The sequence below is a fragment of the Mycolicibacter sinensis genome (assembly GCF_001667945.1).
GTDB classification, from domain to species: Bacteria; Actinomycetota; Actinomycetes; order Mycobacteriales; family Mycobacteriaceae; genus Mycobacterium; species Mycobacterium sinense_B.
Window position 1 is genome coordinate 22,088 of record NZ_LZJK01000039.1, and the last position, 26,025, is coordinate 48,112.

28 protein-coding genes are annotated in these 26,025 nt (G+C 66.8%); 10 read left to right on the forward strand and 18 right to left on the reverse strand.

The annotated features are described in order from the left end of the window. Window positions 1-5: 5 nt before the first annotated feature. A complete protein-coding gene (locus tag A5694_RS04325; RefSeq protein ID WP_064920617.1) occupies window positions 6-875 on the forward strand; it encodes an SAM-dependent methyltransferase in 870 nt (289 codons plus the stop codon). Here A5694_RS04325 and A5694_RS04330 read toward each other — a convergent pair. Further along, complete coding sequence (locus tag A5694_RS04330) at window positions 797-2,374, reverse strand: FAD-binding protein (protein ID WP_064920711.1); 1,578 nt, start codon at window positions 2,372-2,374, stop codon at window positions 797-799. The genes A5694_RS04325 and A5694_RS04330 overlap by 79 nt on opposite strands. Window positions 2,375-2,575: 201 nt before the next feature. Here A5694_RS04330 and A5694_RS04335 point away from each other — a divergent pair, with 201 nt between their 5' ends. Next, window positions 2,576-3,412 (forward strand): lytic transglycosylase domain-containing protein, encoded by an 837-nt coding sequence (locus tag A5694_RS04335; RefSeq protein ID WP_064920712.1) that lies wholly within the window; start codon window positions 2,576-2,578, stop codon window positions 3,410-3,412. Between the two features lie 7 nt (window positions 3,413-3,419). Here A5694_RS04335 and A5694_RS04340 read toward each other — a convergent pair whose 3' ends face one another. Together A5694_RS04340 and A5694_RS04345 are read right to left on the reverse strand one after the other, a co-directional pair. Further along, window positions 3,420-3,785: an RNA-binding S4 domain-containing protein gene (locus A5694_RS04340; protein WP_064920618.1), complete on the reverse strand. Its 366-nt coding sequence runs from the start codon at window positions 3,783-3,785 to the stop codon at window positions 3,420-3,422. A gap of 11 nt (window positions 3,786-3,796) precedes the next feature. Beyond that, the gene (locus tag A5694_RS04345) at window positions 3,797-4,354 is read right to left on the reverse strand and encodes an FKBP-type peptidyl-prolyl cis-trans isomerase (protein WP_064920713.1); all 558 of its coding nucleotides are present in this window, start codon (window positions 4,352-4,354) and stop codon (window positions 3,797-3,799) included. 79 nt (window positions 4,355-4,433) lie between these two features. Between A5694_RS04345 and A5694_RS04350 the strand changes: the two genes are divergently transcribed. Then, complete coding sequence (locus A5694_RS04350) at window positions 4,434-4,823, forward strand: TA system antitoxin ParD family protein (RefSeq protein ID WP_064920619.1); 390 nt, start codon at window positions 4,434-4,436, stop codon at window positions 4,821-4,823. Continuing rightward, window positions 4,820-5,461: an AAA family ATPase gene (locus A5694_RS04355; RefSeq protein ID WP_064920620.1), complete on the forward strand. Its 642-nt coding sequence runs from the start codon at window positions 4,820-4,822 to the stop codon at window positions 5,459-5,461. The genes A5694_RS04350 and A5694_RS04355 overlap by 4 nt, the downstream gene beginning before the upstream one ends. On the opposite strand, the gene A5694_RS04360 is transcribed toward A5694_RS04355, so the two are convergent. After that, window positions 5,458-6,468, reverse strand: a complete 1,011-nt coding sequence (locus A5694_RS04360; protein ID WP_064920621.1) for an NADP-dependent oxidoreductase — start codon at window positions 6,466-6,468, stop codon at window positions 5,458-5,460. The genes A5694_RS04355 and A5694_RS04360 overlap by 4 nt on opposite strands. An 82-nt stretch (window positions 6,469-6,550) precedes the next feature. Here A5694_RS04360 and tpx point away from each other — a divergent pair, with 82 nt between their 5' ends. Continuing rightward, entirely contained in the window at window positions 6,551-7,045 is a 495-nt protein-coding gene (tpx, locus tag A5694_RS04365) for a thiol peroxidase (protein WP_064920622.1), read from the forward strand. A gap of 16 nt (window positions 7,046-7,061) precedes the next feature. Here the strand turns inward: tpx and A5694_RS04370 are convergent, their stop codons facing one another. The 8 genes from A5694_RS04370 to A5694_RS04405 all read right to left on the reverse strand — a co-directional run bounded on the left by A5694_RS04370 (window position 7,062) and on the right by A5694_RS04405 (window position 14,544). Next, entirely contained in the window at window positions 7,062-7,556 is a 495-nt protein-coding gene (locus tag A5694_RS04370) for a nucleoside deaminase (protein ID WP_064920623.1), read from the reverse strand. 56 nt (window positions 7,557-7,612) lie between these two features. After that, the gene (locus A5694_RS04375; protein ID WP_064920624.1) at window positions 7,613-8,524 is read right to left on the reverse strand and encodes a quinone oxidoreductase family protein; all 912 of its coding nucleotides are present in this window, start codon (window positions 8,522-8,524) and stop codon (window positions 7,613-7,615) included. Between the two features lie 101 nt (window positions 8,525-8,625). Further along, window positions 8,626-9,504, reverse strand: a complete 879-nt coding sequence (locus A5694_RS04380; RefSeq protein WP_064920714.1) for a cyclopropane mycolic acid synthase family methyltransferase — start codon at window positions 9,502-9,504, stop codon at window positions 8,626-8,628. Window positions 9,505-9,530: 26 nt separating this feature from the next. Continuing rightward, entirely contained in the window at window positions 9,531-10,406 is an 876-nt protein-coding gene (locus tag A5694_RS04385) for a cyclopropane mycolic acid synthase family methyltransferase (protein WP_064920625.1), read from the reverse strand. 15 nt (window positions 10,407-10,421) lie between these two features. Then, window positions 10,422-11,675, reverse strand: coding sequence for a 3-oxoacyl-ACP synthase KasB (gene kasB, locus A5694_RS04390; protein ID WP_064920626.1), 1,254 nt, complete (start codon window positions 11,673-11,675; stop codon window positions 10,422-10,424). A 24-nt stretch (window positions 11,676-11,699) separates the two neighbouring features. Continuing rightward, complete coding sequence (locus A5694_RS04395) at window positions 11,700-12,563, reverse strand: cyclopropane mycolic acid synthase family methyltransferase (protein WP_064920627.1); 864 nt, start codon at window positions 12,561-12,563, stop codon at window positions 11,700-11,702. Between the two features lie 21 nt (window positions 12,564-12,584). Then, complete coding sequence (locus tag A5694_RS04400) at window positions 12,585-13,475, reverse strand: cyclopropane mycolic acid synthase family methyltransferase (protein ID WP_064920628.1); 891 nt, start codon at window positions 13,473-13,475, stop codon at window positions 12,585-12,587. 418 nt (window positions 13,476-13,893) lie between these two features. Beyond that, the gene (locus tag A5694_RS04405) at window positions 13,894-14,544 is read right to left on the reverse strand and encodes a maleylpyruvate isomerase family mycothiol-dependent enzyme (RefSeq protein ID WP_064920629.1); all 651 of its coding nucleotides are present in this window, start codon (window positions 14,542-14,544) and stop codon (window positions 13,894-13,896) included. 134 nt (window positions 14,545-14,678) lie between these two features. Here A5694_RS04405 and A5694_RS04410 point away from each other — a divergent pair, with 134 nt between their 5' ends. Continuing rightward, window positions 14,679-15,695 (forward strand): TIGR03617 family F420-dependent LLM class oxidoreductase, encoded by a 1,017-nt coding sequence (locus tag A5694_RS04410; protein WP_064920715.1) that lies wholly within the window; start codon window positions 14,679-14,681, stop codon window positions 15,693-15,695. A 2-nt stretch (window positions 15,696-15,697) separates the two neighbouring features. Here A5694_RS04410 and A5694_RS04415 read toward each other — a convergent pair whose 3' ends face one another. The 3 genes from A5694_RS04415 to A5694_RS04425 all read right to left on the reverse strand — a co-directional run bounded on the left by A5694_RS04415 (window position 15,698) and on the right by A5694_RS04425 (window position 17,949). Then, entirely contained in the window at window positions 15,698-16,501 is an 804-nt protein-coding gene (locus tag A5694_RS04415; RefSeq protein WP_082952502.1) for a DUF6498-containing protein, read from the reverse strand. Window positions 16,502-16,573: 72 nt separating this feature from the next. Beyond that, the gene (locus A5694_RS04420; protein ID WP_064920630.1) at window positions 16,574-17,230 is read right to left on the reverse strand and encodes a sterol desaturase family protein; all 657 of its coding nucleotides are present in this window, start codon (window positions 17,228-17,230) and stop codon (window positions 16,574-16,576) included. Further along, window positions 17,227-17,949, reverse strand: coding sequence for a FadR/GntR family transcriptional regulator (locus A5694_RS04425; protein ID WP_064920631.1), 723 nt, complete (start codon window positions 17,947-17,949; stop codon window positions 17,227-17,229). The genes A5694_RS04420 and A5694_RS04425 overlap by 4 nt, the downstream gene beginning before the upstream one ends. Window positions 17,950-18,111: 162 nt before the next feature. Here A5694_RS04425 and A5694_RS04430 point away from each other — a divergent pair, with 162 nt between their 5' ends. Continuing rightward, window positions 18,112-18,540 (forward strand): cellulose-binding domain-containing protein, encoded by a 429-nt coding sequence (locus A5694_RS04430; RefSeq protein WP_064920632.1) that lies wholly within the window; start codon window positions 18,112-18,114, stop codon window positions 18,538-18,540. Window positions 18,541-18,892: 352 nt separating this feature from the next. On the opposite strand, the gene A5694_RS04435 is transcribed toward A5694_RS04430, so the two are convergent. Next, complete coding sequence (locus tag A5694_RS04435; protein WP_064920633.1) at window positions 18,893-19,102, reverse strand: hypothetical protein; 210 nt, start codon at window positions 19,100-19,102, stop codon at window positions 18,893-18,895. 264 nt (window positions 19,103-19,366) lie between these two features. On the opposite strand from A5694_RS04435, the gene A5694_RS23930 reads away from it, so the two are divergent. The 3 genes from A5694_RS23930 (at window position 19,367) to A5694_RS04445 (ending at window position 20,473) form a co-directional block, all read left to right on the forward strand. Then, on the forward strand, window positions 19,367-19,522 hold the full coding sequence (locus A5694_RS23930; protein ID WP_165605188.1) for a hypothetical protein: 156 nt from the start codon (window positions 19,367-19,369) through the stop codon (window positions 19,520-19,522). A gap of 385 nt (window positions 19,523-19,907) precedes the next feature. Further along, on the forward strand, window positions 19,908-20,141 hold the full coding sequence (locus tag A5694_RS04440) for a hypothetical protein (protein WP_064920717.1): 234 nt from the start codon (window positions 19,908-19,910) through the stop codon (window positions 20,139-20,141). Further along, window positions 20,123-20,473, forward strand: coding sequence for a type II toxin-antitoxin system PemK/MazF family toxin (locus A5694_RS04445; RefSeq protein ID WP_234787900.1), 351 nt, complete (start codon window positions 20,123-20,125; stop codon window positions 20,471-20,473). Before A5694_RS04440 ends, A5694_RS04445 begins: the two co-directional genes overlap by 19 nt. Before the next feature lie 446 nt (window positions 20,474-20,919). Here A5694_RS04445 and A5694_RS04450 read toward each other — a convergent pair whose 3' ends face one another. Both A5694_RS04450 and hrpA read right to left on the reverse strand, forming a co-directional pair. Continuing rightward, entirely contained in the window at window positions 20,920-21,486 is a 567-nt protein-coding gene (locus A5694_RS04450) for a hemerythrin domain-containing protein (protein ID WP_064920635.1), read from the reverse strand. Between the two features lie 588 nt (window positions 21,487-22,074). Then, entirely contained in the window at window positions 22,075-26,001 is a 3,927-nt protein-coding gene (hrpA, locus tag A5694_RS04455; protein WP_064920636.1) for an ATP-dependent RNA helicase HrpA, read from the reverse strand. Window positions 26,002-26,025 lie beyond the last annotated feature (24 nt).

Here is a 26,025-nt window from a genome sequence, read left to right on the forward strand (position 1 = left end):
GGGGCATGTACCGCACCCGAGGCGCAGTGGCGAACACGGGGATTCTGGTCGCCGCGATCCGCGCCCAGGAATCCGCCCGCGCCGACGCGCTGTTCAGCGACCCGTTCGCAGCCAAATTGGCGGGGGAGGCGGGCCGTGCGATGCTCGCCGGGGCCGTCGCGGCGGCCGGTGATCAGTCGACCTGGCAGATCGTGGTCCGCACCCGGTTCTGGGACGAGGCCCTGCTGCGCAGCGGGATAAGACAGGTTGTCATCCTGGCCGCGGGCATGGATGCCCGGGCATATCGGCTGTCCTGGCCGGAGCGCACCACCGTCTTCGAGGTGGATCAACCGGCGGTGATGGCGGCCAAAGCGGATCTGCTGGCCGAAGACCAGCCACGGTGCCGCCGCGTGCCGATCGGTATCGACCTGGCCGACGATTGGCCCAACGCTCTGCAGGCGGCGGGGTTCGATGCCACCGCACCGAGCGTCTGGCTCATCGAGGGCCTGTTGCAGTACCTCGACGACGACGCGGTACACCTCTTGTTCGATCGCGTCGATGCGTTGTCGGCACCGGGCTCGGCACTGTTGTACGACGTTGTCGGCAAGACGCTGTTGGAAGCGCCGTCCATGGCGCCGCTGCTGCAGTCCATGGCCCGGCAGGGCTCACCGTGGCTTTTCGGCTCGGATACACCCGGCGAGCTGGCCGAGCGCCTGGGCTGGTCGGCTGTCGTGACCGACGTGTCCGAACCGGCTATTCGCTGGGATCGGTGGCAGGCGCCGGCGGCCGAAAGCGACGGATCCGACGCGCCGCGCGGCTACTTCGTCGAAGCGGCGCTGGCGCCAGCGCGGCGGCCGGCGAATACACAGTCGGCGATCGACAGCCCGCTGACGTAGGACCGTGACGCGATCCCGATGGCGGTGCGGCCGGCGCTGTAGAGCCCGGGGATCGGGGCGCCGTCGGCGTCGAGCACCGCACCGGTGTCCTCGGCGACCCGCACCCCGCCCAGCGTCAGCATCGGGGTGGGCAGCAACACATTCGGCCGCACCGAGATGTCCAGCAGGGTGAACGGGGCCTTGTCGATCCGACGCCGGAATTCGGCCGGCTTTCCGACCGGGTCCTCGGTACCGGCGTCGATGGCGTCGTTGTGCGCGGCGACGGTGGCTTCTAGCCCCTCGGGGTCGATGCCGGCGGCTCGGGCCACCTCCGCCAAGGTTTTACCGCGCGCCGCGCCGGTCAGCATCAGCGCGGCGGACTGGGCGCGCTGGAACCACAGCGTCTGGGTGAGAAGTTGCCGCCGGGCCTCCGACATGAGTGCGGCGTCGGCCAGGATCCAGCCTTTACTGCCATGGTTTTTCACCAACGCCTGGCCGAGGGCCGCGCCATAGCGGGTCTCGTCGATCACCCGGCTGCCCTTCTCGTCGACGACGATCGAGGAGATGAACGCGCTCGGCGGGGTGATGAACCGCCACGCCGAGACGTTGTCCATCCGGTCGGTCACCGCGCCGGCGCTCTGCGCCAACGCGATACCGCTGCCGTCGTCGCCGCTGGTGCCCAGCGGCAGGCCGCCGTTGAACTCCGGTGCAAAGCGCTTGCGCCATTCGGTGTTGGCGATGAAGCCGCCGGCGCAGATGATCACCCCGCGGCGTGCGGTGATCTCGATGGGCCGGGCGTACCGGCGCTCCAGCTTCCTCAACAGGCGGTCCATCGCCGCGCGCAGTGGCGGGTAGTAGACGCCCGGCTTCGAGGAGATCGCGGCCAGCAGGGCGTAGCGCCGCTGGACGCGCCGCGGCGCCTGGCCCATCGTCAGCGCGCGCACCCCGATCACCCGCCCCGACGAGTCCTGCAGCAGTTCGGTGACGCATGTGTGCGGGCGAAAGTCCACGCCGAGTCTGCACGCCGATGCGGCCAGCGGTGCGTAGATCTTCTTGCCGGAAGTGCCTTTCCCGTAGGCCCGGTGGCCGCGCTGCACCGGCGGAGTCTGGGCCCGGAACGCCCCGGCGTTCTCGCTGCCGGAGTGATACAGGTAGTAGCGGTTGTTCGGAAACGATGTCTTGTAGGGACACAGGCCCGGGTTGAACGGCACCCCGTGGTGTTGCAGCCAGTCGATCATCTCCGGGCTGGTGTCGACGAAGCGCTGCAGCGTTTCCGGGCTGACCGCGTCCCCGACTTCCAGGCGCAGGTAGTCCAGCATCTGCTCGGCGGTGTCGGTGACGCCGGCAGCTTTCTGAACCGCGGTCCCGCCTCCGGCGTAGATGATGCCCCCCGAGATCGCGGTGGCGCCGCCGCCGTTGGCGCGGTCGACGGCGATGACGTCGGCGCCGTGTTCGCGGGCGGTGATCGCCGCGGAGGTGCCGGCTGCACCGAACCCGACCACGACGACGTCGGTTGTCATACTGGTGGTCACGCGCTATCCCCTCGACGCACTGAGCTGATCGGCCCCCAATGTAACAGTCGATAGTCCTCTCACGAACGAGATGACCAGCGTTGATGATCCGCAAAGCCGCCGGAAACGAAACACGTTCTAGTTGACTCGGGGCGGTCCAGGCTGCCGCCTTGCACGGATTGCGCCCGGTTACCGGCCAAGATGAACGGCATGGCTGCCCGGTTACTTCGGTTCATCGTCACCCTGGTCTGCGTTCTCGCCACCGCAGCAACGCCGGCCGTCGCGGCACCGGGACCGGACCCGGCTGCGCTGGCCGCCGATCTGGTCGCCGCCGACCAGGCGCTGCGCAACCCGTCGGCACCGGAACCGGTGCTGGCGGCCGCGGCCCGTCGCCAACAGATCGCTTACCGCACCCTCGGCGCGCACCCGGAGTGGGACGCGATCGCCCGCCCGCAGATCCCGCCCGCACTGCTGGCCGTCTACGACCGCAATATCGACGCCCGCCGCCAACTCATGGCGCTCACCGAGCCCAAAGCCACCATGCCGCCGTGGCGGGTGGTGCCGCCGGTGCCGGCGAACGAACTGCTGGACTGCTACCGGGCGGCCGAGGCGGCCACCGGGGTGCCGTGGAACTATCTGGCGGCAATCAACTTCGTCGAGACCGGCTTCGGGCGCATCAACGGTGTCAGCGACGACGCCGCGCAGGGACCGATGCAGTTCCTGCCGTCGACCTTCGCCGCCTACGGTAACGGCGGAGACATCCACTCACCCCGCGATGCCATCATGGCGGCGGGACGGCTATTGGCGGCCAACGGTTTTGCCACCAACCGCGATAAGGCCATCTGGGGCTACAACCATTCCGACCACTACGTACGCGCCGTCAACGACTACGCCGCGGTCATCGGGGGAGACCCGGCCGGATTCGCAAGCTACTACCGGTGGGACACCTACTACCGCACCACCGCCGGAGATCTGCTGCTGCCGATCGGCTATGTGTCCTCGACCCGGATTCCGGTCGAGGAGTATCTCGCCGCGCACCCCCAGTGAGCGCGGCTCAGCGCTGCTGGGCCCGCCACTTGTCCAGCACCCGCCGGTCCCGTTTGGTCGGCCGCCCGGCACCCCGGTCCCGCGCGGCAACCGGAGCCGCGGAAACCGGTGGGGGCGGGGGCGTCCGGTCCAGGTAACACGTCACCGCGTCGGCCGCACCGACTCGCTTCTGAATCACGCGCAGCACCTCGACAGTCCGGGTGCGTTCACCCACCCGAGCGCACACGACGTCACCGGGCGAGACCGGGGTGGCCGGCTTGGCCGGCCGGTCGTTGACGCGCACATGCCCGCCGCGACAGGCCGCGGCGGCGTCCGGCCGGGTTTTGGTGATCCGGACCGCCCACAACCACCGATCCACCCGGGCCGATTCCATGCGGCTGCGGCTCAGCGCGCCTTGAGGATCTTGATCGCGAAGACCAGCGTGTCGCCGGGCAGAATACCGGCGGCGGGTTGGCCCTCGGGGTAGCCGTCGTCGGGAATCATCGCCACCGCCACCGTCGACCCGACCTTCTGGCCGGCGATCGCCTTCTGGAAGCCCGGCACCACGCGGTCGAGGCCGAACTCCACCGGCTCGCCCCGCTCATAGCTGCTGTCGAACACCGATCCGTCGCGGCCGTTGACGCCCATGTAGCAGACCGTCACGTTCGCGCTTTCGGCGACGACGGGCCCGTCGCCGGCCTTGAGGGTCTGGACCTGGGTCTGCGTCACCTTGAACGGCGCTTCGACGGCGACCCGCGGTGCGGCGGTGTCGGTGGATCCGGTCACCGCAACGCTGCCGCTCGCTCCGGGCAGCGTCCAGTCGGCCGCGCCGCCGTCGGCCGGCGGGGCCGAGGGGCAGGCCGACGGTGTCTGGTTGGTCGGCGGCACGAACAGATCCGTGACCGAGGAGGTGCGTTCCGACGAGGTGTTGTTGTCGGAGCCGCCGCAGGCGGTCAGCGTCATGCCCAGGCAGAGGGCACCGGCAGCGAACGCGACGAAATAGGGTGCACGAAAGGAAGTCACCTGCGCCACGCTACAGCTCCTGGTATCGGGCGCCGATCGGGTTACCAGGTTCGCGGCAGACCTGGTGGACAGTGCCGCCGCCGAAGGCGCTCGGCAAAGCAGGTCGGCCAAACAGCAGCTCGACCACTGGGCGCGGGTCGGGCGAGCGGTCTCGGCGCACCAGACCGCGGCGCGACGTCGGATCGAGGCGGCCCTGGCCGGCCAACTGGACCCCGGTGCGTTGACCGGCGAAGAAGGCGTGGTGTTCAACGCGGAGATCTCCGCGGCGATCGAGGAGAGCTTGGCGCACACCAACTACGGCGACATCCTCGCCGAGCGCGGCGTCACGACCGTCGCCCTCGATGACGACGGTCGAATCGTCGAATACCGGCCCGACGGCACCTCAGTGGTCGTGGAGGCGTTCCACTGAGGCGCCTCGACCTCGTCGTCGGCCCGAACGGGGCGGGCAAGTCGACCTTCGTCGCCCTCACGTTGGCGCCGCTGCTGCCGGCCGCACTGTTCGTCAACGCCGACGAGATCGCCAAGAGTCGCTGGCCCGATGAGGTCGCCGCGCGCGCGTACGACGCCGCGCGGGTGGCCGCGCAGACCCGGTTGGCACTCATCGAACACGGACGTTCGTTCATCGCCGAGACGGTGTTCTCCCATGAGTCGAAGCTCGACTTGATCCGCACTGCCCATGCGGCGGTCCCAGCTTCGCCTCTCCTTCGTCGAGCCTCGCTGAACCGCCGGGCCCACGCCCACGACTACACGGTGGTCCTGCATGCGGTGCTCATCCCCGAGGCGTTGGCCGTGCAGCGGGTGCGGTATCGGGTGGCCGCCGGCGGGCATGCGGTTCCCGAGGAGAAGATCCGGGACCGCTACCACCGACTGTGGCCGTTGGTTGCCGAAGCGATCGGAAAGGCCGATATCGCAACGGTTTACGACAATTCGCACCCTACCGGTCCCCGGATTGTGGCGCAGTTCGCGGGCGGCGCCGAGATCGGGGAGCTGGCCTGGCCGGCCTGGACGCCCGAGGCGCTGGTCATGCGCTGGCCCCAGGGAGTCTAGGACACCTTCACGACGAGCTTGCCGACATTCTTGCCGTCGAACAGCATGTTGATGGCCGTCGGTAGCTGCTCGAAGCCCTCGACGACAGTCTCGAGCGGCGTGAGCTTGCCCGCGGAGATCAGCGCGGCGATCTCGCTGTTCGCCTCTGGCGCGCGAAGGAAGTGATCGAGCACGATGAAACCCTGCAGGGTGGCGCGCTGGATGAGCAGGTTCCCGAACGCCCGCGGCCCGGGCGGCGGGTTGGTGGCGTTGTAGCCGGAGATCAGCCCGCACAGCGCGATTCGGGCGCCGACATTGACGCGCGCAAAGACCGCATCCATGATGTCGCCGCCGACGTTCTCGAAGTCGACGTCGATGCCATTGGGTGTTGCGGCGGCCAGCTGGGCGGCCCAGTCGTCGGCGCGGTAGTCCACCGCCGCGTCGAAACCGAGCTGATCGGTCAACAGCGCGCACTTCTCCGGGCCGCCGGCGATCCCGACGACACGCGCGCCGCCGGCCTTGGCGAGCTGACCGGCGACCGAACCGACCGCACCGGCCGCGGCCGAGACGACGACGGTCTCGCCGGGCTTGGGCTTGCCGATGTCGCGGATCCCGATCCACGCGGTGAGGCCGGTCATTCCGAGCGCGCCCAGGTATGCGCTGGGGGAGACGCCTTCCGCGACGTCGACCGGGAACAACGGCATGGTGTCCGAGACGACGACGTACTCCTGCCAGCCGGTCAGGCCTTGCACGATCTGGCCGACCGGATAGTTCGGGTGGTTCGACGCGACCACTTCACCGAGTCCGGCAGCGCGCATCACCTCGCCGATGCCGACCGGCGGCAGGTACGACGGAGTGTCGTTGATCCACATGCGGTTCGTCGGGTCCAAGGAGATCCAGTTGACACGCACCAGCGCCTCGCCGTCGCCGATCGCCGGCACCGGTTGCTCGCTGAGTTCGAAGGTGTCCGGGCCGATGCGGCCGGTCGGGCGTTCGCGAAGCAGGAAACGGCGGTTTCGTTCGGCCATGGGCGCACGTTACCCGGATGCGGGGTGGAGGAGAAGGCGAACCGGGCATCGTGCCCGTGGCCACACCTGGCACACTGTCGATGTGGCACAGATAACCTTGCGCGGAAATCCAGTGACGACGACCGGAGAGCTGCCCGCAGTGGGGGATGCGGCGCCCGCATTCTCCCTGACCGGCACGGACCTCGGGGCGGTGGAGAGTGCTCAGTTCGGCGGCAAGCCGCTCTTGCTGAACATCTTCCCCTCCATCGACACCCCGGTGTGTGCAACGAGCGTGCGGACGTTCAACGAACGCGCTGCGGCCGGCGGTCTGACCGTGGTGTGCGTGTCCAACGATCTGCCGTTCGCGCAGAAGCGCTTCTGCGGGGCGGAGGGCATCGAGAACGTCACGACGGCCTCGGCCTTCCGATCCGGCTTCGGCGGCGACTACGGGGTGACCATCGCCGACGGGCCGATGGCCGGCCTGCTGGCACGTGCCGTCGTGGTCATCGATGCAGACGGCAAGGTCGCCTACACCGAACTGGTACCGGAGATCGCCAGCGAGCCCAACTACGACGCGGCCCTCGCAGCGCTGAGCTGAACGGCCCGCGCGGAGTTCAGCCGGTCACGGGCGTCGCGCTGCGCTCTCCGCCGTTGTGCTCCTGCCACAACTGGTAGACCGCGATGGCGGCGTTGCTGGGTTGGTAACGCATCGGTAGGCGCCGCTTATCCCAGGCCTTGCCGAATTCGTCGTAGAAGGTGTCGATCTCGAAGTATTTGCGGTTGTCGATGTAGTACGGCGCGTAGTCGTCACGCGAGGCCAAGAAGACGACTTCATCCGGCGAGGAGTAGTACAGCGAGCCCAGGCACATCGGGCACGGGTGGGCCAACAGGTAGGCCGTGGCGCCGAGGAGCTGCTCGGTGCCTAGTGCCCGGCACGCCTGGCGGATGGCGAGGATCTCCGCGTGTGCGGTCGGGTCGCGGGTCTGGGCGACTTGGTTGGCGCTCTCACCGACGATCTCGCCGTCCTTGACGATGACCGCGGCGAAGGGCCGACCGCCCTCGCTGACGTTCTGTCGGGCCAAGTCAATGGTCCGCTCGATGTAATCCATAGTTGTGCCTCCGGAAGATGTCGCTGCTGCAGGACCTGAACCGCTGCCGTCGTCGGTCACGGAACGATGGCGAGTTTCACATGGGGTCCGTCAGCCTGGGCGCGCCAGGCGTCGGCGGCGTCGTCGAGGCTGTAGCGCCGGGTCTCGACGCGAATCCTTCCTTGGGCCGCATGCCGGGTGAGTTCCTCATATCCGGTGCGCAGCACGTCCGGTGGCATGGCGTTGTTGAAATGACCGACATGGGTGCGGCCCATCAGGGACCGAAATGAAACGTCGGCCGTGGGACCGGCGCCTTGACCGATGGTGATCAGCGTCGCCCCGGAAGCGGTGGCGTCTAGCGCCGCCAAGAACGGGTCCCCGTAGACGGTGTCGATGACGACGTCGTAACCGTCGCCGGCTTCGGATTTCAGCGCCTCGGCGTCGTTGCCCTTGCCGAGCGTGACCGTGGCGTCGGCGCCCAGTTCACCCACCAGCTCCAACGCCTCCGGATTACGGCCGGCCCCGACGACACGGCCCGCGCCGAGCAACTTGGCGGCTTGCACCGCTATTCGCCCCACGATCCCGGTTGCGCCCAAAACCAGCACGGATTCACCGTTTTCCACGCTGGCGTGCCGGGTCAGCGGCAGCCATGCCGCCAGCCCGGCGATGCCCATGGCCACGGCAAGGTCGTCATCGACAGCGTCGGAGACCGGGAAGGTCAGGCCGGGTTCGATCCGGCAGCGTTGTGCCCAGGAACCGAAGGGGTCCGGCGGCGAATTGAAGTACACCCGCGCGCCATCCGCGGTGGAGCCGATGCCCTCCTGCCCGACAACCGAGGGAATTTCCGGCGTCCCCATCTTCCCCGACGCCCGAGCCAGATCAACCGGATTGCAACCCGCGAGTCGCACTTGGACGACCTTGCCGTCTGGCTCATCGAATTCGCCGACGGCCGGAACCCCTCCGACCTTCTGCAGGATCGCCGCTTTCATGTTCACTCCCTCCGTGTTGCGTTGAGCCGGCTGCGGTCGCGTTGGCGGCCTGGTCACCGCATACGCGGTGGCGCTACGCCGGTGATCGCCGTCGGGCTACGTCACCGTGTCGTGATGGAGCCGGATCCGGGTTTGCGGTAGGTGACCAGGCTGACATCGAGCATCTCGTCGGCGAAGTAGTGTTGGCAGCCCCGCAGGTACTTCAGGTAGCGCTCGTAGACCTCTTCGGATTGGATTGCGATAGCGGCGTCCTTGTGGGCTTCCAGGGCGTCGCCCCAGATCTGCAGGGTCTTGATGTAATGCGGCCGCAAGGAGATCGCTTCGGGGACCGTGAATCCGGCTTTCTCACCGTGTTGCACCATCATGTCGGTGGTGGGTAGTCGGCCGCCCGGGAAGATCTCGGTGACGATGAATTTGATGAACCGCGCGGTTTCGAAGGTGAGCTTCTTGCCGCGGGCATTCAGGTCATAGGGGTGGTAGCTGACACTGCTCTGAATCGTCATCCGGCCGTCATCGGGCAGGATATCGAAGCACCTGGCGAAGAACTTGCTATAGCGCTCATGCCCGAAGTGTTCGAACGCCTCGATGGACACGATGCGGTCGACCGGCAGACTGAACTCTTCCCAGCCGTGCAGCAGCACCCGGCGGCTGCGATCGGAGTCCACGGCGTCGAGCAGGCGCTGCGCGTAAGTGCGCTGGTTTTTCGACAGGGTCAGGCCGATGACGTTGACGTCGTATTTCTCGATGGCGCGGCGCATCGTGGCGCCCCAGCCGCAGCCGATGTCGAGCAGTGTCATGCCGGGCAGCAGGTTCAGCTTGTCGAGGTTCAGGTCGATCTTGGCGATCTGCGCCTCCTCCAGCGACATGCCCGGTTCCTCGAAGTAGGCACAGCTGTAGGTGCGGGTCGGGTCTTGGAACAAGCCGAAGAAGTCGTCGGACAGATCATAGTGGGCCTGGACATCTTCGAAATGCGGTCGCATTCGCGAGGTTTCGGCAGCTGCCTCGCTCACTGCGAGTCCCGCTTCTCCAGCGTGAACTGGTTGACGTCGATGTAGCCCTGACGGAATCCATTGGCGCAGCCGGTCAGGTAATGCATGTAGCGGTCGTAGACCTCCTGGGACTGGATCTCGATGGCCTGCGCGCGGTGGGCTTCCAAAGCGGCCGCCCAGCAGTCCAGGGTTCGGACGTAGTGCGGCTGCAGGGACTGGCGGCGGGTCAGGGTGAACCCCGCGGCGGCGGAGTGGTCTTGCACCATTTCGATGGTGGGCAGGCGGCCGCCCGGAAAGATCTCGGTGACAATGAATTTGATGAAGCGGGCGATCGCGAACGTCAGCGGCAGACCGCGCGCCGCCATCTCCGGAAACGTCAAGCCGGAGATCGTGTGCAGGAGCATGACACCGTCCGGCGGTAAGACGTTGTAGGCCATGGCGAAGAAGTCGGGGTAGCGGTCGTGACCGAAATGCTCGAACGCACCGATGGACACGATCCGGTCGACGGGCTCGTCAAAGCATTCCCAACCCTCCAGCAGCACCTGCCGGCTGCGCTCGGTGTCCATCGCGTCGAGGGCCGCCTGGGCATGGACGGCCTGGTTTTTGCTCAGCGTCAAGCCGATGACGTTGACGTCGTATTTCTCGATGGCGCGGCGCATCGTGGCGCCCCAGCCGCAACCGATGTCGAGCAGTGTCATTCCGGGCTGTAACCCGAGCTTGCCCAAGGACAGATCGATTTTGGCGAGCTGAGCCTGTTCCAGGGTCATGTCGTCGCGTTCGAAGTAGGCGCAGCTGTAGGTCTGGCTCGGATCCAGGAACAGCCGGAAGAACTCGTCGGACAGGTCGTAGTGCGCCTGCACGTCGTCGAAATGGGGCTGGAGATCCTTGGGCATATGTGCAGCGGCTTTCTAATAGGCACCGAAGGCCAGCGCCACGTTGTGGCCACCGAACCCGAACGAATTGCTGATCGCGTAGCGGTAGTTGCCCGGACGCGGGTCCCCGGCGACGACATCCAGGTCGATCTCCGGGTCGAGGGTCTGCAGATTCAAGGTCGGCGGCACGACCCCGTCCCGCAGCGCCAACACGGTCAGGATCGCCTCCACGGCACCGACCGCACCGACCGAATGGCCCAGCGCCGCCTTCGGCGCGTACACCGCCGGTTGATGGGTGCCCAACGCGTTACGGATGGCGTGGGCCTCAGCGACGTCGCCGATCTTGGTTCCGGTGGCGTGCGCATTGACGTGGTCGATGTCGCCGGGGGTCAGCCCGGCCAGCTCGATCGCTCGGGTCATCGCGTAACCGGCCCGCTCACCGTTGGGGTCGGGCGCCACGATGTGGTAGCCGTCGGAGGTGATGCCGGCACCCATCAGCCGCGCCAGGATGGGGGCGCCGCGCGCTTTGGCGTGCTCCTCGGTCTCGATGACCATCATCGCGCCCGCTTCACCGAAGACAAAGCCGTTGCGGTCCCTATCGAAGGGGCGACACGCACCTGCCGGGTCGTCGTTGCTGGTCGACAACACGATGCGCATCGCGGCGAAGCCGGCTATCGGCACCGCTTCGATCTTGTTCTCCACCCCGCCGCAGATCGCGATGTCGGCCTCGTCGTAGACGATGTCGCGCCATGCCTGCGCGATGGCTTCGGCGCCGGACGCGCACGCCGACACCGGCGTGATGACGCCGGCCTTGGCGCCGCGCTCCAGCCCGACGGCGGCCGCGGATGCGTTGGGCATGTACATCTGCACCCCAAGCGGTGAGACGCCCTTCATGCCGCGGGCCACCATGTCCTGATAGCCCCAGACCAGCTGCTCGGGAGAGCCCAGGCCAGTACCGATGGACACCATCAGCCGCCGGGTGTCGACCTCGGGTGATCCGGTGCTTTCCCAGACCCGCCGGCCGATCATCGTCGCCATACTGCCGAGGTAGGACAAGCGGCGCTGCTCGATGCGGGTCAGTCCGTGGTCGAAGTCTTCGAGCAGATGGCCACCGATGCGCACCGGCAGGTCATACTCCTCGACCCAGTCGTCGTCGAGCTTGCGGATTCCGCTCTGCCCGTCCAGCAGCTTCTTCCAGGTGTCGTCCACACTGGTGGCCAGCGCCGTCGTCATCGCGACTCCGGTGACGACCACGTCGGGAAAGCCGTGTCCCGTCGAGAACTTCGCCATCTCCTCGCCTCGTTTCCCGATTCGCTACTTGGTAAGGGTGAATTGGCCGACGTTGCTGATGCCCTTGCGGAACAGGCCCGCACAGCCGGTCAGATAGCGCATGTAGCGCTCGTAGACCTCCTCGGACTGGATGGCGATTGCGCGGTCACGGTTGGCCCGAAGGTTGGCCGCCCAGGTGTCCAAGGTGCGTACGTAGTGCTCGGGAAAGACCTCGACGTCCTCGATGGTGAATCCCGCGCCCTGGGAGTAGTCGTAAATGTCGTCACGGCCGGCCATCTGTCCGCCGGGGAAGATCTCCTTGCCCAAAAACCTGACGAACCTCAGGTCGTCCATGGTGATCGGGATGCCGTGTTCGCGCCAGTAGGTCTGCGGGTAGGTGAAGATGCTGTGCAACAACATGCGTCCGTCATCGGGCATCAGTTCGTAGGCCCGCTCGAAGAACGCGGCGTACCGCGACTTCTTGAAAGAGTCGAACGCCTCCACGCTGAAGATGCGATCGACCTTCTCGTCGAACTCCTCCCAGCCCTGCAGCCGCGCCTCGACGTGCCGCGTGGTGGGCAACTTCGCCAAGGTAGCGGCGCTATAGGCGCAGTGGTTGCGGCTCAACGTGATACCGATGACGTTGACATCGAACTGCGTGACCGCCCGCACCAGACCCGCGCCCCAGCCGCACCCGACATCGAGCACCGTCATTCCCGGCTCCAGGTTCAACTTGCGCAGCGCCAGATCGTATTTGGCATTCTGGGCTTCCTGCAGACTCATGTCGTCGCGCTCGAAATAGGCACAGGTATAGGCCATGCTCGGATCCAGGAACAGCGAGAAGAACTCATCCGAGATGTCATATGCCGCTTGTGATTCCTCGTAGTACGGCCTCAGCTGCGTCGTCATGTCGTGCCACCTTGTCTCTCGTCACGCGGCCGGTTTTTCCATGGTGAATTGGCAGACGTTGGTGTAGCCGTCCCGGAACAGCTCCCGGCAGCCGGTCAGGTATTTCAGGAAGGTCTCGTACATCTGCTCGCCCTTGAGCTCGATCGCCTGCTCTTTATGGGCTTCCAGGGCCTTGGCCCAGGTGTCCAAGGTGCGCACGTAGTTCGAGCCGATCATGTGGTGACGGGTGATCTCGAAGCCGCACCGGGTGGCGTGTTCGTCGACCACCGACACCATCGGCAGCCGGCCGCCGGGGTAGATCTCCTTGCGGATGAAACTGATGAAGCGCAGCAGCGACATCGTGCGCTTGAGCCCCATCTGCGCGGCTTCCTCTTCGGAAGGCACCACGATGGAATGCAGCAGCATCACCCCGTCGTCGGGCAGCACGTGATAACACATCTTGAAGAAGTCGTCGTAGCGTTCGTAGGTGCCCACGCCGTCGGCGAAGTGCTCGAAGGCCCCCAGGGACACGATGCGGTCGACCGGCTCGTCGAACTGTTCCCAGCCCTGCAACCGCACTTCTTTCGACCGCGGACTGTCCATTTCGGCGAACTTGCGTTCGCAATGGGCCACTTGGTTTTCGCTGAGCGTCAGGCCGATGACGTTCACGTCGTACTTCTCGACCGCGCGCCGCATCGTCGACCCCCAGCCCGAGCCGATGTCGAGCAGTGTCATTCCCGGCTTGAGGCCGAGCTTGCCCAGCGCCAGGTCCACTTTCGCCATCTGAGCCTCTTCGAGGGTCATGTCGTCGCGCTCGAAGTAGGCACAGCTGTAGGTCATCGTCGGGTCGAGCCACAGCCGGAAGAATTCGTTGGACCGGTCGTAGTGTGACTGGACATGTGCGATGTCGGGCTTGAGTTCGGTGTCAGTCATGAGGTTCTCCCGCTCCGTAGTTCGCCGCAACCTCGTCAGTCGGCGTCCGAATGTGGGGGCAACAGGGGCCCACTGGCGATAACCGCCGCACAGCGGTCAACGAGTTGCGCTCGGCGGGATAGCCGACCACCGAACGGCGCCGCGACGCCCGCGGGGGATGGGGGATGGTCCGTCCGGCGCGGGCCGAACCGGGCCCACGAGGGGCACCGGAGCCTCCCGCTGCTGAGTTGATCTCCCGAACGCACTCGCCGTCCCCCAAACGCGTCAACTGCCGCGCTGTTTTCCCCCGTGAATGCCTGCTCAAACGCTGCTTTTAGGGTTTTCTTTCCGGCGCCGGACCGGCCGTGGTGCGACGCGGACGACGCGCCCCCTGACCTGTGGTTTCACCGGAACCGCACCCGAGTATTTGACGGCAGCGTCAGACGTGAGCCTCGAAGGCGCGAAGCTTCTGCACCTCGGCGGCGGGGCCGGCCATGGTGAGGTCGGTTGGCGGCCTGCGTCCCGCGAGCCAGCGCACCAGGTTCGCCGAGCTGCCGCGGACGACCACCTCGGGAGCCGAGGCCGGACCGACCGATGAGCGAATGCTGTCGTCGTCGGTGCCGACGGTTACCCGGATATCGGCCGGCAGCTTCCTGAGTTGATGGCGCAGGAGTAGGGGAACGACCTCGATCAGGGTCGGCGGCGCCGCATGCGCGGCCTCGCCGGCGCCGACGAGGTCGTCATGATGGGTCCAGTACTCGAACAACGCCAGCGGCGCGACCCGCGGCCGGAGTAGTAGTCGCGGCACCGGCAGACGCAGCCGGTCGATCAGGGCCGAGAAACCGTGGCGACGCTCGAGGCGGATCGCGCTGTCCACCAACGCCGGCGGACCCGTGACGGAGACCCCACGCGCCACCAGGCAGCGGGCGATGAAGGTCGTCAGACCGCCGAGGCGTTCCTCGGCGACCAGGTGGCAGGCGAGGTCGAATGCGGTCCACTCACCGCAGCCGGCGTGAGCCGAGGCACCGGCTGCGAGTAACGACTCCGCGAGCGCCGCCCGTTCGGCCACGATGTCGCCGGAGATGGTCATGCCTGACAGTCTGTACCCGGCTGCTCGCGGTGTGGCCGAAAGTGCCGCGGTCGGGGCAGATCAGCCGTCGAACAGCGTGCGGGCGATCCGCTCGACGGTCTGCATGGGTCATCCGCGGCGCGTACGCTTTGCCGGTGCACGTCGACGTCATGACGCTTCCCCAGCATCTGGGGAAGGCCGGCGAATTGGCCCGCAACACCCAGGCTGCGGGTTTCTCGGGTCTGTTGTTCACCGAGGCCGGTCGGACCGCGTATCTCAACGCCGCCATTGCGTCTCAAGCCGCGCCCGATCTGGAGCTCTCGACCGGCGTCGCGGTTGCCTTTCCGCGCAGTCCGTTCGTCACCGCCGCTGCGGCGTGGGAATTGCAGGAGGCGACGGCGGGCAAGTTCCGACTTGGTCTCGGTACCCAGGTGCGTACCCATGTCGTGCGCCGCTACGGTGCGACCTTCGACCATCCTGGTCCGCGGCTGCGCGACTACGTACTTGCGGTGAAGGCATGCTTCGCGGCCTTCCGAACGGGTGCTTTGGATCATCACGGACCGTTCTATGACCTCGACTTCATCAGTGCGCAGTGGAGCCCGGGCGCGATCGACGCACCGGATCCCAAAGTCGATATCGCGGCGGTGAACCCATGGATGCTGCGCATGGCAGGTGAGGTGGCCGATGGTGTGCACGTCCATCCGCTTGGTGAGCCCGGGTATCTGGCACGTCACGTTGTGCCGAAGGTCGCCGAAGGTGCCGGTAGGGCGGGCCGCTCAGCATCCGACATCGCCATCATCGTGCCGGCGATGACGATCGTCGGGGACAGTGACGAAGAGCGCCATCAGGAACGGGAGCTGGTGCGCGCCAGCTTGAGCTTCTACGGAAGCACGCCGAACTATGCCTTCATCTGGGATGAGGCCGGATTCGAGGGCACAACTGCCCGTATCCGCGAGAAGCAGAAGGCCGGCGACTTCACAGGTATGGCAGCGCAGATCACCGACGAGCACCTGGCCGCGTTTACGACGGAGGCGACCTGGGATGAGTTGGGGGACAGGCTGATCGACAAGTACGGGAAAGTGGCGACGCGCCTGGTGTTGTACAACGCGTTGGGCGACCGCGAGCGCTTCGAGCGCTATGGCCAGATCGCGCGCGGGATTTCGGGCCGCTAGAGCTACGGCGTCGTCTCCCAGGGCTGCTCGTTGCGGCGCTGCCGGTCTCGCTCGCGTGCTCGATCCTGAACCCAGAAATCCTCGAAGCGCTCGCCGGGGTGCACGTTCGGTATCCGGTTCATCAGGGTGCTGAGCCAGCGCGGCGGGCGATCCGGCTCCCACTGGGGGACTACGGCGCTGAGCGCGGCGAGGGTCTTGAGCACAACGAAAATCCCGAACAAGGTGCTGGGCGCATCGGTGGCGGCGATCCCGGCGAATCCGAGCAGCAACGTCAGATGCACGACCATGACTCGGCCCAGTCCAATGTCGGCGGTGCGCTCGACGTCGCGGAAGGACCAGCGGCGCAGATCGACCAGATCGAGGAGGAAATTCAGCGTCAGGAACAACAGTACGTTCAGACATCCCCAGCCGGCGCTGCGCCAGTCGAGGTCGAGGAGCTCAAGCGCGGCTGCGCGGTTGTGCGTCAGCAGAGCCAGAATCGCCCCCAGGAAGATCCCGTGGGCAGCACAGAAGGCCAGGCTGACGAGGGCGAACCCGGCCAAGAAGGATTGATTCGCCGGGCCGCCGGATTGCGGTGCGCGGTAGCGGAAATGCCCAGATTTGGGCGTCCAGCGCCGGTGTACGGCGATGCGCGCCATTACGAACAGGCATACGGCGACGTTCTCGAACCAGTACACCACCAGGGTTGTGGCTCCGGACCAATGTTGGGTGAACCAGCCGAGCGCCGGGATTGCGATCACTGCGAGCGCAGCAAACAGCTGAAACCGTGAGATCGCCGTCGCGCTGCGAGAATCCGGCGCGGTCATGAGTGGATCCGGTCGGCCACGATTTATTCAAACACTCCGGCGGCGAGAACCGGCCATGGTCGTTTGTCGGCGTCAGCGTGTCGCGCCGTGCAGGTTCTTGGCGGTCGGAGAGGTCCGAACCGCGGACTGGTTCGGGTAGGTACGGAGTAGTCGATCGGCGGTTCCGGTGCTGGTGACGGTGAACCAGTAGTTCTCGTTTTTGAAGTGGTGCCGCCGGTGATTACGCCAAATTGAGCGGTAAGCCCGGGATTTGGGCCTGTAATCGGTGTGGATGAGGTAATGCGTCCACTCATAGACCAGCCCGAGGGCCGTCAAGCAGACCACGGACGTCAGCCCGAGACCGAGTCGACTGAAGGCGAGCAACGGTACAGCGACGGCGGCCGGGATCAACCACACCAACGTCTGTTGCGGTATGAAGATGAGCTCGATTCGTCGTGGTTCACGGTGATGCTCGCGATGTTTGCGGGCCAGCAACGGATCCACGGTGAAGCGGCCGAGCGTGCGCGGGCGCCAGTGCAGGATGGCGACGTGGATGATCCATTCGAAAACCGGAAAGGTGGCGAGCATGAACACTGGCAGCGCGACGTCGGTGAGCTGCCAGTCGCCGACGGTGGTCCGGGCGGTCAGCGCCCCGGTGAGCGTGAGCGCCAAACACCAGGGGGAGGGGTGGCGCCAAAACTCCCTTCCGGCCGCGAACAGGGTGACGCCGCTACGTGTCTGCGGGGTCATCGCTGGTGGTCCAAGCCGGACAGAGCGCTGAGCAAGCTACGGGTGGCCGGCTCGAGGAGGTCGATCGCGGCGCATTTGGCGCCTGCCGGGTCGCCGGCGACGATCGCTTGGGCCACCCGCTGGTACGGCTCTGGGTCACTGACCTCGGAGGCCATGACGGTGGCAAGGGCTTCGAGGGCGGGTTCGTAGGTTGCGCGCAGCGTGTTGAACATCAACCGAAAGACGATCGAGTCGGCGGCGTCGACAACGTGGTCCCAGAACGTCAGCGCCGCGCGCTGACGCGCCACCGGATCTTCTTCGGCGGCCAGCGCCGTCACAGCGCCGTCGAGCACCGCGGCCGACTGCGGGCCGCTGCGTTCGGCCGCCAGTTCGGCGACCTTGGGTCCGTTGTGTAGCCGGGCCTCCATAATGCTGCGCACCACCGCCAGGTCCGGTGCGTCGCCGCGCAGCACCAAGCGCGGCAGCAGATCCAGGCCTGCGTGGCGGCGATAGTCGCGCACGGTGGTGGCGTCGCCATGCCGGATTTCGACGAGTCCGGCCGCGTTGAGACGGCTGAGCGCCTCGCGCACCGCCGGACGGGACACGCCCAGCACTTCTGCGAGTCTGCGCTCGTTAGGCAGTACCTCGCCGGGTGCCATTTCACCGCTGAGTACATCGGACATGATCTGCTCGAATACGTGTTCGGGCACCGATCGTCGCGTCACCTGCCGCAGGGCCATACCGCCACGATGCCGGATTACTGGACAGAGGTCAAGTGGTCAGACCAGTGCCACAAGGCTGTGCGACATAGATTTCACGACGGTTGCGGTTGGGCAAAGGTCCGGCAGGCGAGCCGTGGCGCGAGGGCCGGCATCGCCCGTCTGGTTTTAATGTTGGTTGCTATGTCCGGACTCGACGGGTGCGTGAAGCGCTGGCGCACAGCGCTTCACGTCGCCTTGTCGGCGCTGATGGTGGTCGTTCTGGGACTCGCGACCACCGCCGTGGCTCAGGCGGCGGCGGCCACTGCGACGTTGTCGGTGACGTCGACCTGGCAGACCGGCTTCATCGCCCGCTTCACCGTCACCAATCGCAGCACGGTTCCGCTGACGGATTGGAAGCTTGAATTCGACATGCCGATGGGGCAGTCTGTCTCGCACGCGTGGAGTAGCACCGTTACGCGGTCCGGCACGCACTATGTTCTGACCCCGGTGAATTGGAACCGCATTATTGCTCCCGGTGATTCGGTCAGAGGTGGTTTCCGAGGCGTGCTGAGCGGGCCGTATTCGCCGCCGGTGAATTGCATGCTCAACCGGCAATATCTGTGCAGCTAGAGACGGTTGCGCGGACTCGGCACTGCTTACGTCACGGCTACGGACCTAGGGGAGTGCCTGCACCGCGACGCCGGTAGCGGTTCCCGTCATCGGTTACAGCCCGGCCCTGGCCGGGGTTTCTTTGTTGACTGAGTTCGAGCGCCAGATCGGGCGGTCAGAAATTTCCACCATGTGGTGATTGCCCGCCTTTGCGCGACAATTGCTGCGATGAGCCGGAATTGACGGGAGTTGTCGCGGAAAGGCGGGCAAACGCGGTGCCGTCCGGCCGGCGGGACCGTGCATCCAAGCCCGGCGGTGGTGGTGTCGGTCGACCTTCTCAACAACGGGCCCGGTGGCCTGGAGGCCGTCGGTTTCACGCGACGCTGCTGAAAATCGCCGCAACCAGCCCGCCCAGGGTCAGGATCCCAACCATCACCGAGGCGCAGATCGCGCGGCGTCGTCGGCGTCTGCGGGCGCTATCGATCGCCACCGCGATGCTGGCGAGGACCAACGCTGCATAGATCGACAGTCCCACTGTCAGCATCATCGGTTCCCCGGTGCTGGCCAGCGTCACCTTGTGCATGCGGCGAGCCTACGGGGGAGCTGATCATTCCTACTCTGCCGCTCTCGGCGACGCGACGAACGTGGTCAAATCGCGAACCAGGTCGTCTACGTCGCCGGCGCCACGATCACCTACCGCGGACTCGCCGAAAAGGCCGGTACGTTCAACGTCACCCGCGGCATCCCAAACCACGGCCACCGAGGAGTAGGGGCGCAAACACCGCAGCGCGAAACTTTAGAGCTGGGAATACGGCCTCATACCGCCTGGGCCGGGGAGAATTGCCGCATGTCAACCGCGCTCTGGATCATCGTTGCCATGCTCGCTGTCGGGACAATCGCCAGCGGGCTGATGCGACTGCAGGCGTGGTTGCGTAGGCCGGTACCGCCTGAGGTGATCGAGGCCGCGCGTCGCGATGACGCCGAGGACGAGTACCCGCGATGAAGTATCGATGCCGCGCGACGGAAGGCCCGCGCGGCGATCCGCGCCGAAGTGGAAAGTCTTGCTGAGGACGCGACGCGTCGCGTTGATGCAGCGCTGCGGATCGTGCTCGATCTCCGAGCGCTGCGCTGTCACATCGGATGGAAACCGTTGGGGCGAGGTGCAATACGGCAAGCTTTGCTGGTAACCCGCCGTATTCGATTCCGCCGTATTCCTTGCCCGGGCCGTCCGGCGGATCGCCACCGACGCCTCGATTCAGAATCTGGGAGCGCCCCACCCAGGGCAGAAGAGCAAGGGGTTGGCGGCCCCGAATGTTGCCTGGCGTTTCATGTGCTTTGAAAGCACGGGATGATCCGCAGTGCTCCGTGTCTACATTTCGTCTGGCTCCATGGCAGCAAAAACCACAACTGTCCGAGTCCGCCGTCCCGATTCCGAGCGGCTGCAATCTCTAGCCAAGGCTCGTCAAATCGCCGTGGTCGATGTCGTGCACGCAGCGATCGACGCCTTGGAGCGTCAGGAATTCCTGCGGGGGCTTAACGGGGATTACCAGCGCCTGCGCAACGAGCCCGAACTGTGGGAGCGATACCTGGCCGAACGTCGCGAGTGGGACACGCTGGCTTGATCTGGCGAGGGGAGGTCTACAACGTCGAGCTCGGCCAGCCGATCGGACACGAGCCGGCCTTTCGCCGGCCGGCGGTGGTGGCGTCGGTGGACATTCTCAACAACGGACCGGGTGGTCTGGTGGTCGTCGTCCCGATCACGACTGCTGATTACGGCCTGCGAAGCCATGTCGAGTTGGAGCCTCAGGCCAGCGGGCTGGACCACATCTCGTACGCGCGCTGCGACCAACTGCGAGTCGTCTCGGTCGAACGGCTGGCAGCTCGTCAGGGAATGATCAGCCCAGATCAGATGCAGGCCATTGACCAAGCTCGACGTTTTGTCCTCGATCTGTGATCCGAGGCTATCGGCATTGCATCGTCGGACGAAAGCTATTGGGGTGCAGCACAACACCGTCCGATTCGGTGGGGGCTTTACAAGACGAACGTGGGCGTACTCTAGTTGACATAATGTCGATTATCGGCGTCGGGTTGGAACTGGACGCCGGCGGTCGCGGAACCGGTAAGCCTGATAACTCGAAACGCCGACCAGCAAGCGCCTCGGTCTTCAATCACCACCCTCGCAGCTCCCAACGCGACCGTACGACGAACAAGTACCGCGGCGCTCGCCAGCCCGGTCACGTATCCGGCGTTGGCCCGCCCGGTCGGATGCGCCTGCCGCCGCTCGCGTCCATGACCGAACGCCGGTGACCACACTCCTGCCCCCTGGTGAGCCGCGTCAATACGTCACAGTGACGAATTGTGCAGCATGGGCACAACCGCTTGGCATCACGCGCGGCGGATTTACGTAGTGGACCGTCCGATGAGGTCGCGTGCGCGGTCGAGCATCGATGCGAACGGGCCCACGGCGAAGTTGAGCTTCGCCGATTCCACACCGGGGTGCGGGTGGGTCGGCGCGATCGCCTCGGCTCGGCGTACCGCGGTGGCGAGCCGCTTGCGCTCGTCGGCGTCGAGCTTGCGTTGCAGCTTCGGGAATTCCTCCTGTTCCTCGTGCTCGGCGTGAGCCAGCACTGCGTCGCGCAGTCTGCCGAGTTCGTCGATGAACTGCTCTGAGGTGATGTCGAGGTCCTCCAGCGACGACAGCAGCTCCTTCGCGGAGTGCTCCTCACCCAATCTGGCGTCGACGATCGCATCGCCGGCAGCCACCTCCCGGCGCACCCGTGGGTGCACGACCATCTCCTCGGCCGTCTCGTGCACAGCCAACAACTGACGCAGCTGTGCGAAGGGCTTCTCCCGCGCGTGGGGATCGGTTGCGTGCAGCACTTGATCGAACATGTCCTCGATGAGGTTGTGCTGTGCTTTTAACAATGCGACGACCTCGTCGGGCGTCTCGATGATCATGTCGGACATGTGGATGGACCTCCCCTGGCCGGTTGCTACGGCGCTATCTGGCGTGTGCCGCGCGGCTCCGCATACCCATGCGACCACGCCATCGAAACGCGACCGGCCGGGCTCGACCGGACTCGGGAACGGGCGGTCTACCGTGGCGGCGGCGGTGGCGCTACCGGCTGGCACGCATTGGCGGCTGGGTTCCACCAGTTGCCCGGACCGCAATTCGGCGGGGCCGTGGGCTGGCACGCATTGGCTCCCGGGTTCCACCATTTGCCCGGGCCGCAATCAGGTGGCTGAGCCGAGCCGACGCCAGGCGCCACTGCTGTCACATACGCCACCGGCGCCAGTGCCACCGCCGCGGCGCACGCCACGCGAAGAATGAAGTTGCCCATCGAGACCTCCGTCGATAGTGTCCAGCCCCCATCTGGGATCTATTACCACTACCCGCTCCGACGGCGCCGCAATCACGAATCGGCGGGCTCCCCGGCAACATTACGTCACAGTGACGTAATAGGGGTACTCTGCGGGGCGTTGTCGAACGCGAATCATGCTTTCCCGCAGCGCTATTCGACCCTGGATCGCGCTACGCCGCAATCGTCGACCCCGTCACATACCTGACCCGCGAGCGGCCTCGATCGCCCGATAGATCCGCTTCTCGCTCACCGGGCGCGGAGTGCCGAGCTGCTGCGCCCACAGGCTGACCCGCAGTTCCTCGATCTGCCAACCGATGTCGCGAACGTCGGGCGCGGCACGGCGGGTCGCGGAGAGCTCCGCAAGCAGCTCGTCGTAGGCGTCCTGCACGGCGTGCACCTGGGCCATCCGCTGCCGGTCGGCGGTGATGCCGTGCGGCAGCTGCTCCAGACGCCGACGGATCGCGGCCAGATACCGGGTGAGGTCGGCCAAGCGTGCCCGCCCGGCGGTGGCGACGAAACCGGGTGCCAACAGCCGTGCCAGCTGGTCGCGTACATCGGCGACCGCGTCCAGTTGGGCAGCCGGCGGCTGGGCGGGCAACAGCAGGTCCACGTCGCGGGCGGCGGCGAGCAGCTTCTCCACCCGGCCCAGAACGTCCAGCGTCGTCGGCACCAGCGCTTTGCCGGCCGCGGCGCGCAACGCGGCGAACGCGTCACGCGTCCACACCGGCTCGCCGATCAGCGCATCAGCCGCGGCGTCGGCGCAGTCATCGAGAAGTGCCGTCAGCGACCCGTCCGGATTGGCCCCTAACGCCAACCGGGCACGCGGATCCAGCTGCCGCTCAACCATTTTGACCGGTGAGGCCGTGCTGCAGCGTAGCAGCCTCCGGATACCTCCGGGCATCGCCGCGGCCGCTTCGGCCGCGGTGGTGAACACCCGCAGGTCGACGGCGGCGCCGGTATCGACGAACGCCGGGTGTCCACGGACCACCCGCCCGCCGACGACATGCTCGATCACCCGCGGCACCTCGTCGAGGTCCGTGGGCCAGTCGCGCAGCCCGGTTTGTTCCAGATCGCCGGCTACCGCACCGGCCACTGCGTCGCGCGCTGATGCGGCGAACCGCTCCTGCAAGCCGCGCAGATCCTCACCGCGGGCCAACTCCGAGCCGTCAGGGGCTTCGACGGCGAACGTCACCCGCAGATGCGCCGGCAGCTTGCTGACGTCGAACGCCTCGAGCGGCACCAGGACCCCGGTGCGCCGCCGCAACTCGCGTTGCAGCGCCGCCACCAGCGATCCGCCATCCGGGTCAAGCGCGGGTAGCACGGCGCGGGCGGTGTCCGGGGCGGGCACGAAGTTGCGGCGCAGCTCTTTGGGCAGCGAGCGGATCAGCGCGGTCACCAACTCTTCGCGCAGCGCCGGCACCTGCCAGGTGAAGGCGTCACCGCCGAGGCGGGCCAGCACATCGACGGGCACGTGCACGGTGACGCCGTCATCGGCGGCGTCGGGCTCGAACCGGTAACTCAGGGGCAGCGCCGCATCCCCGGTCTGCCAGGTGTCGGGCCGGCCGGCGGTGACATTGTCATCGGCGCGCAGCAGATCGGCGCGGGTGAAGGTCAACAGGTCCGGCGTCTTGTGCCGTTGCTTGCGCCACCACCCGTCGAAGTGCCGTGCGGAGGCGACATCGGCTGGTACCCGGGCGTCATACCAGGCGTAGACATCGTCGTCATCGACGATCAGGTCGCGCCGGCGGGCCCGGTCCTGCAGCTCCTCGAGCTCGGCCCGCAACCGTGCATTTGCGGCCAGGAAATCATGGCGGCTCTGCCAGTCGCCTTCGACCAGCGCGTGCCGGATGAACAGCTCCCGGGCGACGGCCGGCTCGATCCGGGCGTAGCCGACCCGGCGGCGCGCCACCAGCGGCAGACCGTAGAGTGTGACCCGCTCGAAGGCCAGCACTTCGCCGCGCTGGGCGTCCCAGTGCGGTTCGCTGTAGCTGCGCTGCACCACCTCGCCCGCCACCCGCTCGACGACCTCGGGCTGGATACGGGCCGCGGTGCGCCCGTATAACCGGCTGGTCTCGACCAGCTCGGCCACCACCACCCACCGCGGTGGCCGTTTGGCCAGCACCGATCCGGGCGCCAGCACGAAGCGGGAGTTGCGCGCACCGAGATAGTCGCGCCCGTCCACGTGGCGCATACCCACGTGCGACAGCAGACCGGCCAGCAGGGCCGCATGCACGCGGGCGCGGCCAGCCGGCTCTTCGACGTCGACACCGGCCTCACGCAACCCCATTTCCCGGGTGATGCTGCGCAGCTGCCCTACCAGATCCTGCCACTCCCGGATCCGCAGATAGTGCAGGAACTCGTCGCGGCACATCCGCCGGAACGCACCGCGGCTCAACATTTTTCGCTGCTCAGTGAGATACCGCCACAGGTTGAGGTAGGACATGAAGTCCGACTCGTCATCGGCGAACCGGGCATGCTTGGCCCGGGCGGCCTCCTCCCGATCGGTGGGCCGCTCCCGCGGGTCGGGAATCGTCAGCGCGGCCGCCAGCACCAGCAGCTCACGCAGACAGCCCTCCTCGTCCGCGGCCAGGACCATCCGGCCCAGCCGCGGGTCGACCGGCAACCGCGCCAGCCGGCGACCCAGATCGGTGATCTGCCCCTGCGCGTCGAATGCACCGAGTTCGACCAGCAGCGCCACACCGTCGCGGATGCTGCGCGCATCCGGCGGGTCCAGAAACGGGAAGTCGGCCACCGCGCCAAGCCGTAACGCCGCCATCTGCAGCAGCACCGCGGCGAGATTGGTGCGCAGCACCTCGGGATCGGTGTAGGCCGGTCGGGCCTCGAAATCGGCTTGCGAGTACAGCCGGATGCACACGCCGGGAGCGGTGCGCCCGCAGCGGCCGGCACGCTGGGCGGCCGAGGCCTGCGAGATCGGCTCGATCGGCAGCCGCTGCACCTTCAGTCGCCTGCTGTAGCGCGAGATGCGGGCGTTGCCGGGGTCGATGACATAGCGGATGCCCGGCACCGTCAGCGACGTCTCGGCCACGTTGGTCGCCAGCACCACCCGACGGGTGATGTTGGATGCGGTGCGCCGCGCGAACACCTTCTGTTGTTCAGCGGTCGGCAGCCGGGCATACAGCGGCAACACCTCGGTGTTTCGTCGGCCGGCCAATGCCTCGGCGGTATCCCGGATCTCCCGTTCGCCGGACAAAAACACCAGAATGTCGCCGGGCGGCTCGGCTTCCAGCTCGCCGATCGCGTCGACGATCGCCTCGATCTCGTCACGCATCTCGGTGCGCACGATCTCCTGGTCGGGATCGTCGGGATCATCGGTAACGCCGGCCGTGACCGCGACTTCCAGTGGGCGGTAACGGATTTCCACCGGGTAGGTCCGCCCGGACACCTCGATGATCGGAGCCCCCCCGAAGTGCGCCGCGAACCGCTGTGGCTCGATGGTCGCCGAAGTGACGATCACCTTCAGATCGTGCCGCCGGGGCAGCAGCTCCCGCAGGTAGCCGAGCAGGAAGTCGATGTTGAGGCTGCGCTCGTGGGCCTCGTCGAGAATCAGCGTGTCGTAGCGCAGCAGCCGCCGGTCACGGCCGATCTCGGCCAGCAGAATGCCGTCGGTCATCAGCTTGACGCAGGTGCGGTCGCTGACCTGGTCGGTGAACCGCACGCTGTAACCGATCGCGTCGCCGATCGGAACGGACAATTCATCGGCGATGCGCTGGGCGACGGTGCGCGCGGCGAGCCGGCGCGGCTGGGTGTGCCCGATGGTGCCGCGGATGCCGCGGCCGAGCTCCAGGCAGATCTTGGGCAGCTGCGTCGTCTTGCCCGATCCGGTCGCCCCGGCCACCACCACCACCTGATGCTCCCGGATCGCCTCGGCGAGCTCGTCGCGCCGTTCGCTGACCGGCAGGTCGGGATAGCTGATTGCCGGCACGGCAGCTCGTCGCGCCGCCACGATTGATTCGGCGGCGGTGATCTGGTCTGCCAGCTGCTGCAGCTTGTCCGGCGTGGCGCTGCGGAGCTGTTTCAGGCGCCTGCCGAAGTGCACGGCGTCGCGGATCGTCAGGCCGTCGAGCCGGCTGCGCAGTTCAGCGACGGAGGGCTCGGGCACTCCGCCGAGGATAGAGGCAGTCAG

Coding starts and splice junctions, on each gene's coding strand:
- A5694_RS04425 (WP_064920631.1), bottom strand. CDS start 17,949: ATGGCCCTGCGGCAGGTGACGCGACGATCGGTGCCCGAACACGTATTC.
- A5694_RS04405 (WP_064920629.1), bottom strand. CDS start 14,544: ATGACCATCTCCGGCGACATCGTGGCCGAACGGGCGGCGCTCGCGGAG.
- A5694_RS04380 (WP_064920714.1), bottom strand. CDS start 9,504: ATGCGACCGCATTTCGAAGATGTCCAGGCCCACTATGATCTGTCCGAC.
- A5694_RS04420 (WP_064920630.1), bottom strand. CDS start 17,230: ATGACCCCGCAGACACGTAGCGGCGTCACCCTGTTCGCGGCCGGAAGG.
- kasB (WP_064920626.1), bottom strand. CDS start 11,675: ATGGCGAAGTTCTCGACGGGACACGGCTTTCCCGACGTGGTCGTCACC.
- A5694_RS04330 (WP_064920711.1), bottom strand. CDS start 2,374: ATGACAACCGACGTCGTCGTGGTCGGGTTCGGTGCAGCCGGCACCTCC.
- A5694_RS04340 (WP_064920618.1), bottom strand. CDS start 3,785: ATGGAATCGGCCCGGGTGGATCGGTGGTTGTGGGCGGTCCGGATCACC.
- A5694_RS04345 (WP_064920713.1), bottom strand. CDS start 4,354: ATGACGCTGACCGCCTGCGGCGGCTCCGACAACAACACCTCGTCGGAA.
- A5694_RS23930 (WP_165605188.1), top strand. CDS start 19,367: ATGTCAACCGCGCTCTGGATCATCGTTGCCATGCTCGCTGTCGGGACA.
- A5694_RS04400 (WP_064920628.1), bottom strand. CDS start 13,475: ATGACTGACACCGAACTCAAGCCCGACATCGCACATGTCCAGTCACAC.
- A5694_RS04325 (WP_064920617.1), top strand. CDS start 6: ATGTACCGCACCCGAGGCGCAGTGGCGAACACGGGGATTCTGGTCGCC.
- A5694_RS04450 (WP_064920635.1), bottom strand. CDS start 21,486: ATGTCCGACATGATCATCGAGACGCCCGACGAGGTCGTCGCATTGTTA.
- A5694_RS04375 (WP_064920624.1), bottom strand. CDS start 8,524: ATGAAAGCGGCGATCCTGCAGAAGGTCGGAGGGGTTCCGGCCGTCGGC.
- A5694_RS04430 (WP_064920632.1), top strand. CDS start 18,112: ATGTCCGGACTCGACGGGTGCGTGAAGCGCTGGCGCACAGCGCTTCAC.
- A5694_RS04370 (WP_064920623.1), bottom strand. CDS start 7,556: ATGGATTACATCGAGCGGACCATTGACTTGGCCCGACAGAACGTCAGC.
- A5694_RS04440 (WP_064920717.1), top strand. CDS start 19,908: ATGGCAGCAAAAACCACAACTGTCCGAGTCCGCCGTCCCGATTCCGAG.
- A5694_RS04335 (WP_064920712.1), top strand. CDS start 2,576: ATGGCTGCCCGGTTACTTCGGTTCATCGTCACCCTGGTCTGCGTTCTC.
- A5694_RS04360 (WP_064920621.1), bottom strand. CDS start 6,468: ATGGCCGAACGAAACCGCCGTTTCCTGCTTCGCGAACGCCCGACCGGC.
- A5694_RS04385 (WP_064920625.1), bottom strand. CDS start 10,406: ATGCCCAAGGATCTCCAGCCCCATTTCGACGACGTGCAGGCGCACTAC.
- A5694_RS04415 (WP_082952502.1), bottom strand. CDS start 16,501: ATGACCGCGCCGGATTCTCGCAGCGCGACGGCGATCTCACGGTTTCAG.
- A5694_RS04395 (WP_064920627.1), bottom strand. CDS start 12,563: ATGACGACGCAGCTGAGGCCGTACTACGAGGAATCACAAGCGGCATAT.
- A5694_RS04435 (WP_064920633.1), bottom strand. CDS start 19,102: ATGCACAAGGTGACGCTGGCCAGCACCGGGGAACCGATGATGCTGACA.